The sequence below is a fragment of the Natrinema sp. LJW11 genome, assembly GCF_056135975.1.
Map to the genome: position 1 here is coordinate 1 of NZ_JBWBDM010000007.1, position 14,424 is coordinate 14,424.

The window sequence follows — 14,424 nt, forward strand, 5'->3', positions numbered from 1 at the left end:
CGGTATGATTGCGGTCAGACTCGACGCAATTTCGGCGTGATATCCGTCTCAGCCAGTCGCTAAACTAGAACGGATGGTGTTTCACCACTTGGACGAGTCCATCCGTGTTCTTGGTGGTCTTTGCCCGGGGTGCATCTTCCATCTGAACTGTCCGGCAGGAACAGGTACCGTGTTCGTCCATATACTCGTGTTCTGTCGTCCCGACGGCTGCGGCCTCGGGACTGGTGAACACGACTGCTGGCACCGTGTCGTAGTCGATGCTGACGCCCTCGTCCCCGAAGGCGTTCTTGACGGCGTGATTGCCCTCCTTGGCGGCGACCGTCTCCAGTTCGGGCTCGCCGATCACATCGCCCGCCGCGTAGATGTCGGGATTGGTCGTCTGGAAGTGCTCGTCGACACGAATCGTCCCGTCGTCGTTTGTTTCGACCCCTACTGTTTCCAGGCCGATGCCCTCGCTGTTCGGCTGGATGCTGGCCACGACGAACAGAGCGTCCCCGGTAACTGTCCGCTTAGTGCCGTCGACGACTGTTTCGACGGCGACGACTAACTCTACCGCTTCGGTTCCACCGTCGGCTGCTGGCATGCGGACGCGCTGGAAGTCATTGCCGGTAATCACCTCGATGTCTTCCGCCTCGAACGCGCGCTGCATCTCGCGACCAAGTTGGCCTTCCATATCCGAGAGGACGCGGTCGGAGTGCTGGAGTATGGTCACGTCGACGCCGACGCGGTGGAGGATCTGGCCCCACTCCAGCGCGATGTATCCGCCACCAAGCATCACGATGCTCTCGGGGAGGTCGCGCTCCTCGGGGATGGTCTCGCTCGTGTAGTAGTCGATGTCGTCGAGTCCGTCGATGGGCGGCGCCCAGGGTGTACTTCCGGTCGCGACGAGCGCCTTCTCCCCAGTGATTCGCGCGCCCTTGTCGGCGCCGTCGACGACCTCGATGGTCGTGTCGTCGACCAGCTGGCCGTAGCCCTCGTAGATGTCGGTGTCGAAGTGCTCGGCGACGTCGACGTAGTTCTCCTGCCGGAACCGCTCGACGAGTTCGGCGGTGCCGTCGAGGGCGTTGGCCCAGTCGACGGTCGGCTCGCCACCCAGTCCGGTCACGGGCGGCACTGAGAAGCCGCTCTCCCTCTCCTGACGACACCTGTACCGCCTCAGGGAGCGAGGGCCATTGATCGGCCAGCTGGCGCGCCGGCGCCTCGTCGAGATCGTAGATGAGCGTGTAGTCGTCGACGGCCGGCTCCGCGTCGTTGGCGGTGAGGAGGTTCGCCGCGGCGCCGCCCTTCGCCACGGCGCCGTAGAACGTGGTTGACTCGACGACCAGGTGGATGATGCCGAGGAACGTCGTCGACTCTGACTCGTCCGTGTTGGTGGCACCACTCTCGAGATGATTGGCGAGACAGAACCGGCATTTCGTCTGGCCGTCTGGGACTGACGCCCCACAGGACCGGCACTCGCCGTCGGTTACCGTCGGCGCATCAGGGTAGCCACCAGAGCTCGTCGCGACGCGTTGCCGCCAGGGGTCACCCTCACACCCGTCGTCCAGCCTCGTGTCCGGAATGTGGGACGCCTCGCCGGTCGGCCGCAGTTCTTCGAAGTCAGAATATCGGTTGTGCATCGGTTGGCTCATAGCTTCTGTTGGTATCGCATTTCAACGTCCGGACGCCTTCGCTCGCAACGTACTCTTGATTATGCGAGAGAGTACAAACATATATGGGAGTTCAGCGCCAACACTGTCGTAAGAGGTGCCAAGTATGTCCGAATCCTCGCGAGATGGGGTCCAGTCGTGGACTGAGTCGATGAGCGCCCGCGACCGCATTCGAGCGGTCGCCGAGACGCTTCGCGAACCCCGGTCGGTCAACTGGATCAGCGAGCAGGCCGACGCCGCCTGGAGTACGACCAACGAGGAACTTCAGGATCTCGTCGACCAGGGCCAGCTGCGCCGTGTCGAGGCCGGCGAGACGACCCGCTACCAGCCGGACTACACGCGACTGCTCTTCGAGGAAATCCGCACGCTCATCAAGGAGAACACGCGCGAAGAGCTTCGCAACGAACTGGCGGCGATTACAGAAGAGATCGAGGAGTGGCAGGCGACCTACAATGTCGAGACGTGGGAAGAGCTCGAACAGTCGCTCGCCGACGGCAACCTCACAAGTGCCGAGCTCCGCGACCGCCGCGACGTTATCGCGTTCTGGCGTGAGAACGAGGAGGATCGTCGCCTCATCAAGCACGCCTTGGAACTCTACTCCGATGTCGAAGCCGCTCGCGAACAGATGACCGACATGCCTGACCGCGCCACGAGCTAATCCTCCTCTCTCACAGAATGATCTTTCTTGCCGGTCGCGACCGCTATACACAGCGGACCCTCCTCCGCGACGTTCACGACCGACTGACGAGGCAGGCTGGGTGTGAGGACGTGCGCTATCGCCCGTCTCGACGCCGACCGCGGTACGTTATTGCGGATATCGATCCGACGACGTTCCTGAGTGACTCCTACGACGCGGCGACCGCTCGCTTGGAGATTCGCTTCTGGTACCCTGCCGGCGTCGACCACGAATACTACCGCATCAGCTGGGTCGACCCGGAGCGGAACCTGATGCTCGGCTTCCACCAGGACGCCGATCATCCGGACCTTGGGCCCTGTCACATCCAACTCAATCACGAAGACACGCCGGTTGATCGGCATGAGGCGACGTTTCTCGATGCGCACCCACTCGCCGTCCTCGATGACCGACTACAGCAGTTGCCGGCGGCGGTAGAAGCGATTAACTGGGAAAACGGGACCCCTTCGCTCCCTACCTGGCCCGTCTAGACTGCGAGTTCATCGAGTGTTTCGTGATGCGTCCGGACAGTCGTTGGTGTGACGTTTCCTGTCTCCGCGACGTCGCTTTGCGTCACCCACTTTCCCTGTTCTTGTCCCGCCTTGTAGAGACAGGCCGCTGCGAACCCGGCCGGATGGACGCCCGTCGTCACGCCGCGCTTCTCGGCCTGCTCCGCGAGCGTTCGGGCACGCTGTCGGATCTCGTCCGGACACTCGAGGTCCGACGCGAGGCGCGGCACGAACATACTGGGGGAGACGGGCTCAGCGGGGAGGCCCAGCTCTTCGTTCAGCGTTTTGTACGCGTTCGTGACCCGTGACTCCGCCACGCGGGCCATCTCGCTGACGTCATCCACTAACCGCGAGAGGCCGTTGCACCGGCAGGCTCCGTAGACGCTGGCCGCGGCAATGGCCTCGATGGATCTGCCACGAAGCAGATCCTCGTTCTGGGCGCTTCGGAAGAGCTGACACGCCTGGTCGCGGACCGAATCGGAGAGCTCGAGCGCACTCGCCAACCGACGCACTTCGCCCAACCCGTGGGCGAGATTCCGTTCCGCTTTCGACCGCCAGCGACCACGTGTCTGCTCACGGCGCATCCGCGCGAGTCGCCGCCGCTTCTGCCCAGAGATCTCGTTCCCATTCGCGTCGGTGCCGCGACCGATTTCCGTCGACAGGCCGCGATCGTGGCGAGCCGGCCGTTGCACTCGGGACACTGGTTCGCACTCGATTCCGTTCGGATGTCTTCGTCGAAGCCAGTTTCGTAGATGTCTCTAGTTGCCATCGTTCTCACCGTGTTCAGAGAACCCGCCAGTTCGGCGCGCCCCTCACCCATGGAGGGGATAATTCAGAATTTTTCTTCCTCTCCTGGATCTGCTGGTCTACCTCGCGTAACTGGTCTTTCAGCGTCTCCAATTCCTGCTCACGCGATTGTTCGAGGGCGCGTCTCACATCCCTCCAAGAAGTCGTGTTGTCACGGTTGTATTCCACGTCGATCAAGATCACCTAAATGGTAGAGAAGTACTGGTAAAACAAGTGCTGAAACAGATATTTAAAACACTGAGTCTCCCCTCTTGTTCATACAGATATAGAGTCACCTACAACCTCCTGCCTATAACCACTACACTGCCATTTCTCCTCATCTAAAAACTCCAGTTCCGCCCAACCATCATCATCGTCAACCCTGTCTAACACGTCCACCTCTGTCTCAGTAACGAGATCTCCAACCTCAGAAGCAACCTTCTCAGCAAAATCACGGATTGCACTGATAATACCACTTTCGAAGCGTACAGCTACGCTATTGACCACATAGGCAAACATCCGAAGCCCCGCAAGCTGACGAACATAACCCAGCACAAACGTTTCCGCAGTCTTGATTGCGGATCTCGATATCTGCCGTGCAACACCTAACTTCAAAAACGCAATTTGGATCACTAATCCTGCGACACCCATAAGCAAACTTTCTACCATCTCACCCTTCTTCTTGTCAGATACGTTTGGATCAGCATTAGCAAGAGTACATGCATTCTCCGCTACTGTAATCAGAGATGCAACTACTGGGAGAGCAGTCGAACCCCATCTCAGCATCTTGTCCAACTGATCTGTGAAACCAGTCCAAACATCTACTGAGAAGTGCTCATCAATATCATTCAGAAGATCGTCAATAAAGCCAGAATACTGCTTGATCCGTTGAATATTCTCTACAAACACCTCAACAGATTTACTTGAAAGATTGCTAGCTCTACCAGAACCACAGATCCCTTCAGCAAACCCTTCAGCTCCACTGATTGTCGTATTCGTCGAAGCTGTAGATATATCAGAGAACCAGCCCTCAACGTCTCCCAAGACCTTCTCTTGAGCATCATTAAACGAGTTTTTCAAGAGCCGGACCTTTGGCTCAAGATCCATATTCGAATCATACCCGGTACTTGGATCAACATCTAAAAGACCGGCGTCGACCGTGTTAGTAGGATCAATAACGAGCCAGAAATCAGTATCCGGAATCAGATATCGTACGTAATTGGTTGTTCCCGGTTTGATCTCTACCACGTCACCTTCTACACCATCATTGCTGTACCGTTCAACGTTTTGCAGACAATATTCGACAGTATGATCCTCAATAGGCGCTATTTCAGTACAGACCTTCGGGCTGGCCTTTTCTCGGAATCCCTCATGGTTATCATCTGAAAGTAGAAACACCTCTACTTTATCTCCATTATCTGGAACTTCAACCTCACACTCGAGAATAAGACAATCACTCGAGTCTGCCACCTCGTCTCCTCTTTGAGTGTAGGGTGACATCTCCTCAATCCAATAAGGATGATCGCTATTCAAGTCTAATGTGCCGCCCCACTCTTCCACGGTATACTCTTTTGGTAGAGTATATTTCTCTGAATCCATCGGCTCAGGTTGGACTTGACCTTCTTCGTTACCTGTATATGTCAAAGAGGTATCCACTCCTGAGATTTCAGCACATCCTGCAAAAGCTACCATTCCCAGCACTGATCCTGCTCTAAGGAGATTCCGCCGATTGAGTGAATTCTCCCCCATCTGTTAGAGTGAAAACACTCATAATAGTATAAGAGTTTCCTCGACTACTTAGATTCATCACACGGATACACTCAGAACTTGATGAGTGTAAATTCCCGGTCTGTGGCCGATATGATGGGGATGCAGATGCTTGTCGACGATATCGAGCAAGAGTTCGCTGATGCCTCCGAAGCTCTTGCACAGGACGATCATGAGGCCACTGAAGAATAGGCGAATCAGGACATCGTAGATTTCTCGTTGAATTACATCAACCCGTCAGACCTGTTCTCCGAGGCCTTCTTTGAGAACCACACGGAATTTGACTCGCTGCCGGAGTTCAGAGACGCACTGCCTGTCAACCTTGACGATGTGAAAGACGGTGACTCCGTTGGCCCCAAAACCGATGAAGTCGTCTAGGCTGGTTCGGAGTTCAACTCTTTCCAGGACTTGGTTGATACAGCACTGGAGGCCTGGGTACATCGGAATGTCGACCCCTCGGAGTTCGATATCGACGATAACTAGCGAGGCTTCATTCTCCCCGTTTTCCGGCACAATTGTTGGACCAGTCTCTGAGGGCGTGGCTGCGCGCGCAGCGAAGCGAGCACGGAGCGGTGGGTGGGGCGGCGGGGTCTGGGTCGGTCCGGCACACAGCAAAAAAAGAAGACTGCATCGTCTGGCTATTCGTCCCACCACCGACTGCGCTCCGGGAATTCGATCCGCGACCATCCGGTCAGCGCGATTGAGCACCGGCCTTCGTACCAGTTCTTGGCCGCCGCCCGGAACCGGACGGTCTCACCTTCGCTCACGACCGTTTTCCGAGAGGCCTCCCAGATCGTGAACTTGATCTTCCCACTGTCGTCCTCGATCAACCCAACCTGAGAAATCGACGTGTTACTCGGATCCCAGAGTTGGCTAACTGTGCCTTCGACCGTCACCTCACCGGCCGGGACGTCCGGCACGTCCGCGATGGGCACGATCGTCCCCGGCGCCGCCTTCAGTTCCTCGAGGGTCTCCAGCACCGCCTTCGTGACGTCCCGACCGTGCTGCACCTTCTCGGCCAGCTGCTTCGCGACGACCGCCCTCGACCAGCCGCCCTGCACTTCGTCGCTGATCCGCATCGCCTGCTCGTTCACCGCCGCGAGTTCGTCTTGCGTCAGCTTCTCTCGGGGATCCGTGCGCTCCGCCGGCGCCGGCTCGTCCCGGCCACACTGCTCGCTGACGCCCTCTCGCGTGCGCTGCTCCCGACCGTCTTGCCTTCCCAGCTCGGCCTGGGCACTGATGCGCTCCAGTTCGGCTTCCCGCGCCCGAATGCGCTCTTCCTGTTCGAGGGTTACACCGTGAATCCGGTCCTCGCTTGTGTCCGCGATCCCGTCCGGGTGGTTCGCATCCACCTTCGCCTGCGTCTCCTGCTCGACCGCGGCCTCGAACTCCGGCGTCTCGTCGACGACCGGGAAGCCGTCTTCATCGACCGCCTGTTCGCCCGCTTTCTCGAATGCCTGTTCACCGACCGTAACGACCTTTCCGCTAGCGTTGTTACTAGACATTGGAGTTCACCAACTCCGAAGGCGCTCACGCGCCGACACCGCGATGCTACTACATCGCGGTTTTCTGACGACAACGACCGACAGAACCATCTGCGCGCTCTCGCTCGCGCCTTCGCGAGCGCCCTACCGGGCGCGAGCGAGAGCGCGCCTGCATGAGGTGGCCCCAACCAGCACCGCGCGCCGACCCGCCCGGAGCGAGCGGCCAGCGCATTCCCCGTTCGCCGCGACGCAACTATGTCCGTCGCGGTCGGCTTCGCCGAGGTCCGCAGGACTCGAACGGGTGAAGCGCTGGCGTCGAGGGCACATTCACTTTAGCCCGGCAGTCCGCCCGCTACTGCAGGCAGACCGCCCGGAATGGTCGGTCGCGAGCGACGCGGAGGGCGGCAGCGGCGAGCGGGGCGGGCCGCAACGTACACACCTGTTCAGCCGGCTACGTCGCTCGGTGAGGCATCTACCGTCCTGGCGGACTCAGAAAGGGCGAGGCCGCCTCGGCCGTCCCCCGACCCCGCAAGCACCGCAGCCACGAGGCACGCAGCGGTGGTCGCGGGATGTCGAGCGACCGAGGGCTTTCGAGTGTCCTCTTCCACCGAATCAGACTAGCACTCAGTCAGCTGTCGCCGGCGATCAGGTATTCGATGAACCGGAAGCCGTTCACGAACGTCACCGAGTCCCCGTAGCCCTCGCTCGCGAGGACGGTTTCGGCCCCCTCGCCGGCCGCGATATCGGTCGTGTAGATGTACACCTCGGTCGCCGCCCCCGCGCTGAGATGCTGGGCAGCGAGGGCGGCGAGGGCGGCGTCAGCGCGTTCGACCTCGTCGGCGGGTCGGTCGTCGGCGTTCGCAATATACCGCTGGATGCCGTCCATCACCCGCGAGACGACCGGCTCGGAGAACTCGAGCGGCACCCCAACCGTCGCCCAGCCCTCGTCGATCGCGGCGTCGATGGGTGGCGCCTCGACGTCGGGTTCGTCGATGGTCAGCTCCTCGTACACCCGTTCGGGCAGGACGAAGGTGACGTTGTTCCGGTGAGCGAACCGCCGAACAGTCTGGTAGCGGCTATTCGAGGGCTGTCCCATCGCGACGAACAGGCCGGTGTCGGCGATGTGGAGCGCGCTCACGCGTCGTCAGCCGCGTCGCCGTCGTCGATATCCAACTCGTCGAGTCCTGCTCCTGCCTCCTCGATGTCGTAGTGCTCGTGGACGACGGGCCGGAGCGCCTGGAGGATCATCTCCGCAGCCAGCGGGGAGATGTCGAGGTCCTCCGCCATCAGTCGGTGGGTCACCTCGCCGCGCTCCCGAGCGACGGCGTAGGTGAGCGCGGTCGCGAGGCCGGCGACGCCGTGCCGATCGATGTAGATGTCGATGTCGGCGTCAGTCTCGCGGCGGCCGACAGCATCGATGAGCGCCGGCGTGATCGTGTACTCGCGGTCACCGGCAGCCGTCGTCACGGTCAGGTCGATCTCCCGCGCGGTATACTTGCGTGGCTGCTCGTCGTCGGTGACGTCGATGACGCCGGCGTCGACGAGCTGGTTGACGTAGCTGTAGGCCGTCCCCTGGGCGAGTTCGAGGTCGTCCATCACGTTCTGAACGGTCGTCTCGCCCTCCCGAGCGAGGTACGCGTACAGCTGTGCCAGCTGTGGCTCCTCGAGGAGATCAGCAACCGAGAGGAAATCCTGGACGATGTCGCCGTCGGCGTGGTTTGAGGTGCGTGACACGGTCGATCTTGATTACAGTTTACAGCGAACCAGTAAAGAGTGTTGGGGTCACTCCGCCGGCGTCGCGACGAGATGCTGCTCAAGGTTGCGCGTCCAGTACGTCGCAAGCCCGCCTGGGCTACAGTGCTCGCACAGTTGCAACGGGCCTTCCAGATGCCCCAGTTCGACCCGGAACCGGGTGAGCGCCGCGAGCGTGTCGACGAGCAGCCCACAGCCGTCACAGGCGACGTGATCGTGCTCGTCGGGATCCGGCTCTGTTTGGATCGCGCAGTCGACGCAGATCGGGTGGGTGACCCGCTCATCTTGGCCCCAGGTATGTGCCTCGCCAGTCTCCGTACCTGGCGGGGCGTCGCAGAACGCACAGCCGATGAGCGTTTGCTGCGTCACTCGCCCTCCGCGTCGGCGTCGCGGTTGGCCGTCCAGCCACGGTGGAAGACGGCCAACTGCGTCGATGAGTCGAATGCGGCGCCGCTTGGCTCGTGAACCAGAACGCAGTCCTCGGGAACGGGTGTGACGACATCCGCGTCGACGAGGTCTCTGACCAGGCGTTGGGCTGTCGTGTTGTCGACGTCCGCCGTGTCGACGGCAGCGGCGTCGCGGTCTTGGGCAAGCTGCGCTTTCTCGAACTGTTCGTGATCGGCACTCGTGTCGTCGTGAGGATCGGGACCAGCCATAATGGGTCACGCAGCACTCATGGTCGCGCGCTGCACGCCTCCCGGCGCCGACAAACAGCCAGAGCGGACAGCGTCAGTCCGGTCGTGGGTCGCGATAGCCGATGACGGCGACGTCGTCGATGAACAAGACGCCCTTCATGAAGTCGAGCTTGGTCAGGCTGTGCTGGTAGAGATTATGCCGGCCGAGATAGTTCACCGGCACCACCAGACAGCCGAACTCGATCTTTGGCCGCCCGTCCTTCTGGGCGCGGTACCCCTTCTGGAACTTGAGGAGGTCGTCGCTGACGTTCTTCCGCCCGCTCTTCTCGACCTCGATGGCGATGCGGACGTCGGCGTCGTAGAGGTCGACGCTGTAGTCGAATCCGAGATGCGACCAAAGCTTGCAGTTCGGGTTGTAGCCGCCGGTGGCGTCTCCTTCGTACTCGTACTGGGAGTCCGTCGGCGATCCCGGCATCAAACCCGCCGATCTCTCTATGTTTCGTCGAGCCGTCGAAGACGCTCGCTGGGACGGCTTTGACGGCCGACTGAATCGACGCCAGCGCATCATCAGGAAACGTCTCGGACGTGGTTTGCGTGCGCTGCTCGCTCAATCGGGTGACGTGCTCGACGACGACCATACTCGCTCTCGATACACAGAGGGCCGATAAAACCCGTCGTGCCCGGTATTCATGTCGACTGCCCGTTAGGGGATGCTAACTCGAGGGCCTAGGCGGCGGATAGGGGTGGTGGGAAGGAATTCAGTCAGTACAATGTTAACCAACACGGTGTGAGGAATGGTCCACAATGTTGGTTAATTCAGTCGCTCTTCTGCAGAACTGTCGAAGAGGACCAAGCCCCGGGGGAGAGACAGGGATTTACCTTCGACGAGCGGCTACGCTACGTACAGTGACCTAGTCTCCAGCGTTACAGTGCTCAGAATCGAGCTGAGCATACGCGTCTGCAGTGGCGCGAAATTCAGCGAGTGATCTGTTGAGCGTCAGTGGCTCGAGAAGTTGTACGTCAATCTCTCTCAGAGTCTGTTTGGCCTCGAGGAGTGCCTCATGCAGATAGTCGACGGGAATCTGACCACCATCCACGGCGCTACGTTCTGGGTGACATCCCTGATCACCGTACTCCGAGTCGGGAATCGGATCATCGACATCAAGAGCTCGGTCGTACTCAGGGACGTCCTGTGGATCTGGCTCGTCTGGCGTCATCGGTCGAGCACCTCGACATCAGGATTTGCACCAGCTGGACCAGCGACCGCTTTCGCACGCTCGAGTTCACGGCGCTCTCTCTGGGTCTGCCGTTCGAGAGCGTCTGCCCAACGACAGTGGTCGATTCTCCCGCCGTCGATGACATCGTCGTCATCGATCGTGAAGCGCTTGCCTCGGTGATCGATCTGCTCGAGCATTAGAACCCAACCTCCTGAGCCGCGTCTCGAGCGTCTGCTTGCAGGTTGTCGTACCGGACTTCACAACTGTCCGAGTAGAACTGGCCGGCGTATCCTGCCTGATCACGGATAATTGCCGAACAATTCGGCATCTGACACGCATTGCGCTCGGTCATCTGGCGATATCTCGCTTCAGGAATTGAGTCGTCTCCGCGTCTGGCGACGCTGTTGCTACATCAGTTGTTCGCATGGATTGCTGCGGCGGACTTCAGTCGAGCCCCCGCGACCCTCTAGGGGACGACAAACCATCTCGAGCGAACGACCAGTTCAACCTGCAATTTATCAGTAGATAGTAGCTCGGTTTCTTTATTCAGAAAACTCCTGAAACCGAATCGGGCGATTCGGTAACTACAGTGGGGCTTACAATATGATATCGGATGGATAACAAACACTATCCCCAATGGAACCCGACAAAATGGACGACCTCACAGGATTTCAACGCGACTTGTTGTATGTCATCGCAGGCGCAGACCAACCATCAGGCCAGGACATCAAAGACGAAGTTGAACAGTACTACAACGCCGATATCAATCATGGACGGCTCTATCCCAACCTCGACACGCTCGTCAATAAGGAGCTGGTTGAGAAAGGGCAACTCGACAGGCGAACGAACTACTATGCAATTGCAGATAAGGGTGAGAAAGCCATTGAGGATAGACAGCGGTGGAAGAAACAGTTTATCGATTAGACAATAGAGACCTCGTAGTAGTCGGTGTACTTCACGAGATCGCAGTTTTTGAATCCGTCTGCAATTGATCCATCAACAGATACATTGTCAGAGACTGTGAGAAGAGGTAGTTCTTCTTTTGCATCTTCATTCAGTTCGTCGTAGTGGCATACTTGGGAGTCTGAAGGGACAGTGTCAACCGGTTCGAGCGTGAGCATTGGACTCATACTACACAGTATAAATTGGACTATCTTAAATATTTCTACGATTATAATCAATGAACGTCTATTTAGAGGAGTATTTGGATCGTATAATTTTCTAATTGTTCACCTCTTCGCGAGTGGTAGAACCGGGACAGTTGAGTTTCCGTATGCTGGATACACTGGCACGGTCGAATTTACTGTTTTGATTGAGTAATTGTCAGAATACAGTAACATGGTTTCTCTATTTGGAACGAATCGTGAAATCCACGGTAAGTACAGGGATTGTACTGAACGCGGTTCCCTGACCAACTCTGAATAAAGAAATCGTCTTACCAACTACTGTCAGCGATTGACCGTCCCATCCGGAGCGGGGGTGATCCCAGTTTGGATCTCAAGATCAACACGCCTGAGATGCTTACAACCATCGGTGGGCTGGCGTTGTTCATAATCTGGGCAGGTACATGTCCCTGCCTCAACATCGACCGTGTAGGTGTTCCCGCTCTCACTAACGACCTCGTAGATCGAGCCCACCCTGGCGAACCGGACGTCTATCTCCTCGCTCAATGCACGCCGGGATCGCCGATCCTCGATCGAGTAGCTACCAGCCTCGAGCGGGGTCGGTGGATCTGGTGTTTCACAGTGGTCGATGAACTGGCTACGACGATTTCGCTCCTGGCCGCAGTTCCGGCAGCGCCAATACCGGGTTCGGTACTCACAACCATCGGTGAGGTCGATCTCGTACGGTGTTGGCTCCGCACCTGGCAGCCACTCATCGATGGCGACAAGTTCGTGCCTGTTCAGTCGGGCAACGTCGCCGGGATAGCGTCGCTCTCGGTCATTAGTGTCGTTGCAGTCATGATGGTGGTCCTGGTGTTGCTTGCGCTGGATCGGTCGATTTGTACTCATAGGTACTCTCGAGGCACACATTGTTGCGCCTCACCCGTCAGGCGCGAAAAAACGGCTTCGAGAGCAGGTTGTCGGTGGAGGAGAGCTGCTTCTGACTGGAACGAGCGCTCTCCGTTCCGTCAGATTCGCTCCTCGAGCGAGATCAGTTCCGGACGGCAAATTCTTCGTCGTGGACTCGAGTGGGGGCACCCAGACGGTGTCGACGCACCGGAAGCGGCCGGCTTCGAAGCGGGGACGTATCTCATCTAGAACTGGCGGCTGTCGTTCGCCGGCTATCAGGATGATCGCTGGCGTGTCGAGCTTGAGGTCGCAGAAGAATAGTTATTCAAGGCTATCTGAAAGCGATCGTGCCGATTATCTCCACAGTAATTACGCTCGGGTACTCGTATGCGGTCCCGTAATTCGAGAAATTCCCCTTCCAGCACAGCAGTGATCCTAGTGGCAATCTCAAGTTCGAAGATTCGACCGATATCTTGGGTACGGTTTGGGACATCTCGATTGATGTCTGCCGGACGAATCGGGCGGTTCGGTGACTACTCCATGCCTCGAATCTGTCTGCCGACTACTAGTTTTATATTCCATAGAAATTATAATTCGTGTATGGACACAAGCAGGCGATCTGTTCTCTCAGGTGTTGGTAGTATTTTGCTTGTTGGGGGCGGGGCTATAACTGCAACAGCATCAGATGAAGGATCCTTACCTAATGTTGAAGAGTTAATATCGGGTGTCGGATACCAAATCCACGATACCAAAGAAGAGAACCCAGAATCAGTCGAAACCTTCGCATCACAACTCGATGCAGAAGGTGTGTTTGACCTTGAACAACTGAAGGCTGAGGCATCCAACAGCAATCGGCAAACATATCGACTTCGGCATCTTGCAGAACTGTTGAACACAGAGTTTGGAGTCGGAATCCCAGCAAGTCATATTGACGACATCAACGTCCTAACGAGGAACCTCGACTCTTATTTGCCGGTCATCTCTGCAGGTCAGAATCTTATAGCAGCAGGTGAACGATATCAGATAGCCCGTGAAAAGGACAAGAATATCCAAGAAACTGAGGAGGAACTCATAATCTCCATCTTCCTTTTCGTCTGCGAACTCTGCTTTCTCCAGTCTTCTGCTACCTATCGGTTATCGTTCAGCGGGACCCGATATGTGGCCAATATGGGGCTCGTACGCGTTCGGAGAGTCCTCGGTATGCGTGGATATGCTCTTATACTGAGCGAGGTTCACTGGGCTATCCGAGGGACGTTGACTGGTATTAAAACTACAATTCTCGAGAGATCGGCTTCAATCGCCGTTAACCACTATGATGAGCTCAAGACCGCTGAACTGTCCGAATTTAAGGAACTCAGTGAGTCTGATCTTGATTACGATTTCCTAGAGAACTCTCCAGTAAACAAAACTGCACCTATAGGCGGTGGTGGTTTTGTTGTGGCTGAATCCGATAACACGTCTGGCTTTGGGATCGGAACTGCAGTAGTTGGCCTTTCAACAGCCTTGCTACACTTTAGACGTCGACGTGACTGAGCGTTTTTCCTTCCATCTTATCGATCTGACTGTTCTTTGACCCAGAGTGCGTCGACGGCCTTGGCAGGCTCACCATCATGATCAACGAGCCGGCTCGCTGCGAGCTGCCATGCGTGTTCAGCGAGTTCGGGATCAGATTGCTCGTAGTGGACGCTAAACTCGGTTAGTGCGACGGCGAGCAAGAGATCTTTGCGTCTATCGGTGAGAGACATCGCCGGCGTTGGGCGCGGCTTCGGATAAAAAGGTCGGCAAAGAATGTAGATAGTCTCCCACCAAAGTTCGATTATGCTTGGAGATATGCACTATCTTCGACCTGAAGATGTCCAACATAGCGTCGACAGGAATGTCTGAGAGGTCAGAGAAAACAAACAAGTGACGGGGATGAATAGTCTACGGCACTCAGAACA

At 57.6% G+C, this 14,424-nt stretch carries 16 protein-coding genes and 4 pseudogenes; 4 read left to right on the forward strand and 16 right to left on the reverse strand.

The genetic code is table 11. The annotated features are described in order from the left end of the window. Nucleotides 1-73 precede the first annotated feature (73 nt). Nucleotides 74-1,087: pseudogene (locus AC0QDI_RS17850) on the reverse strand (FAD-dependent oxidoreductase); the annotation flags it as partial. Then, nucleotides 1,053-1,619: pseudogene (locus AC0QDI_RS17855) on the reverse strand (DUF7995 family protein); the annotation flags it as partial. The pseudogenes AC0QDI_RS17855 and AC0QDI_RS17850, both read right to left, overlap by 35 nt. A gap of 136 nt (nucleotides 1,620-1,755) precedes the next feature. Here AC0QDI_RS17855 and AC0QDI_RS17860 point away from each other — a divergent pair. Both AC0QDI_RS17860 and AC0QDI_RS17865 read left to right on the forward strand, forming a co-directional pair. Beyond that, the gene (locus AC0QDI_RS17860) at nucleotides 1,756-2,307 is read left to right on the forward strand and encodes a DUF7342 family protein (protein WP_474670594.1); all 552 of its coding nucleotides are present in this window, start codon (nucleotides 1,756-1,758) and stop codon (nucleotides 2,305-2,307) included. Nucleotides 2,308-2,324: 17 nt separating this feature from the next. After that, entirely contained in the window at nucleotides 2,325-2,813 is a 489-nt protein-coding gene (locus AC0QDI_RS17865) for a hypothetical protein (protein WP_474670595.1), read from the forward strand. Here AC0QDI_RS17865 and AC0QDI_RS17870 read toward each other — a convergent pair. From AC0QDI_RS17870 to AC0QDI_RS17920, 11 genes and pseudogenes are all read right to left on the reverse strand, one after another. After that, nucleotides 2,810-3,600, reverse strand: a pseudogene (locus AC0QDI_RS17870) (transcription initiation factor IIB). The gene AC0QDI_RS17865 and the pseudogene AC0QDI_RS17870 overlap by 4 nt on opposite strands. A 293-nt stretch (nucleotides 3,601-3,893) precedes the next feature. After that, a complete protein-coding gene (locus tag AC0QDI_RS17875) occupies nucleotides 3,894-5,366 on the reverse strand; it encodes a hypothetical protein (protein WP_474670597.1) in 1,473 nt (490 codons plus the stop codon). Between the two features lie 255 nt (nucleotides 5,367-5,621). Beyond that, nucleotides 5,622-5,897 (reverse strand): hypothetical protein, encoded by a 276-nt coding sequence (locus AC0QDI_RS17880; protein ID WP_474670599.1) that lies wholly within the window; start codon nucleotides 5,895-5,897, stop codon nucleotides 5,622-5,624. 125 nt (nucleotides 5,898-6,022) lie between these two features. Beyond that, nucleotides 6,023-6,889 carry a DNA-binding protein gene (locus tag AC0QDI_RS17885; RefSeq protein ID WP_474670601.1) on the reverse strand — a complete coding sequence of 289 codons (867 nt, stop codon included), beginning with the start codon at nucleotides 6,887-6,889 and terminating at the stop codon, nucleotides 6,023-6,025. A gap of 607 nt (nucleotides 6,890-7,496) precedes the next feature. After that, complete coding sequence (locus tag AC0QDI_RS17890; protein ID WP_474670603.1) at nucleotides 7,497-8,006, reverse strand: PIN domain-containing protein; 510 nt, start codon at nucleotides 8,004-8,006, stop codon at nucleotides 7,497-7,499. After that, a complete protein-coding gene (locus AC0QDI_RS17895; protein ID WP_474670605.1) occupies nucleotides 8,003-8,602 on the reverse strand; it encodes a DUF7437 domain-containing protein in 600 nt (199 codons plus the stop codon). The genes AC0QDI_RS17890 and AC0QDI_RS17895 overlap by 4 nt, the downstream gene beginning before the upstream one ends. 48 nt (nucleotides 8,603-8,650) lie before the next feature. Beyond that, nucleotides 8,651-8,989 (reverse strand): DUF7558 family protein, encoded by a 339-nt coding sequence (locus tag AC0QDI_RS17900; RefSeq protein WP_474670607.1) that lies wholly within the window; start codon nucleotides 8,987-8,989, stop codon nucleotides 8,651-8,653. Further along, nucleotides 8,986-9,276, reverse strand: coding sequence for a DUF8069 family protein (locus AC0QDI_RS17905; protein WP_474670608.1), 291 nt, complete (start codon nucleotides 9,274-9,276; stop codon nucleotides 8,986-8,988). Before AC0QDI_RS17905 ends, AC0QDI_RS17900 begins: the two co-directional genes overlap by 4 nt. 73 nt (nucleotides 9,277-9,349) lie before the next feature. Beyond that, nucleotides 9,350-9,893, reverse strand: a pseudogene (locus AC0QDI_RS17910) (hypothetical protein). 273 nt (nucleotides 9,894-10,166) lie between these two features. After that, on the reverse strand, nucleotides 10,167-10,472 hold the full coding sequence (locus tag AC0QDI_RS17915; RefSeq protein ID WP_474670610.1) for a hypothetical protein: 306 nt from the start codon (nucleotides 10,470-10,472) through the stop codon (nucleotides 10,167-10,169). Continuing rightward, nucleotides 10,469-10,669 carry a hypothetical protein gene (locus tag AC0QDI_RS17920; RefSeq protein ID WP_474670612.1) on the reverse strand — a complete coding sequence of 67 codons (201 nt, stop codon included), beginning with the start codon at nucleotides 10,667-10,669 and terminating at the stop codon, nucleotides 10,469-10,471. The genes AC0QDI_RS17915 and AC0QDI_RS17920 overlap by 4 nt, the downstream gene beginning before the upstream one ends. Before the next feature lie 454 nt (nucleotides 10,670-11,123). Here AC0QDI_RS17920 and AC0QDI_RS17925 point away from each other — a divergent pair, with 454 nt between their 5' ends. After that, on the forward strand, nucleotides 11,124-11,396 hold the full coding sequence (locus AC0QDI_RS17925; RefSeq protein ID WP_474670940.1) for a PadR family transcriptional regulator: 273 nt from the start codon (nucleotides 11,124-11,126) through the stop codon (nucleotides 11,394-11,396). Here the strand turns inward: AC0QDI_RS17925 and AC0QDI_RS17930 are convergent. Both AC0QDI_RS17930 and AC0QDI_RS17935 read right to left on the reverse strand, forming a co-directional pair. After that, nucleotides 11,393-11,602 (reverse strand): DUF7979 domain-containing protein, encoded by a 210-nt coding sequence (locus tag AC0QDI_RS17930; protein WP_474670614.1) that lies wholly within the window; start codon nucleotides 11,600-11,602, stop codon nucleotides 11,393-11,395. The genes AC0QDI_RS17925 and AC0QDI_RS17930 overlap by 4 nt on opposite strands. Nucleotides 11,603-11,920: 318 nt before the next feature. After that, the gene (locus tag AC0QDI_RS17935; RefSeq protein ID WP_474670616.1) at nucleotides 11,921-12,484 is read right to left on the reverse strand and encodes a hypothetical protein; all 564 of its coding nucleotides are present in this window, start codon (nucleotides 12,482-12,484) and stop codon (nucleotides 11,921-11,923) included. Nucleotides 12,485-13,084: 600 nt separating this feature from the next. On the opposite strand from AC0QDI_RS17935, the gene AC0QDI_RS17940 reads away from it, so the two are divergent. Then, nucleotides 13,085-14,017: a hypothetical protein gene (locus AC0QDI_RS17940; protein ID WP_474670618.1), complete on the forward strand. Its 933-nt coding sequence runs from the start codon at nucleotides 13,085-13,087 to the stop codon at nucleotides 14,015-14,017. A gap of 17 nt (nucleotides 14,018-14,034) precedes the next feature. Here AC0QDI_RS17940 and AC0QDI_RS17945 read toward each other — a convergent pair whose 3' ends face one another. Then, a complete protein-coding gene (locus AC0QDI_RS17945) occupies nucleotides 14,035-14,229 on the reverse strand; it encodes a hypothetical protein (RefSeq protein WP_474670620.1) in 195 nt (64 codons plus the stop codon). Nucleotides 14,230-14,424: the final 195 nt, after the last annotated feature.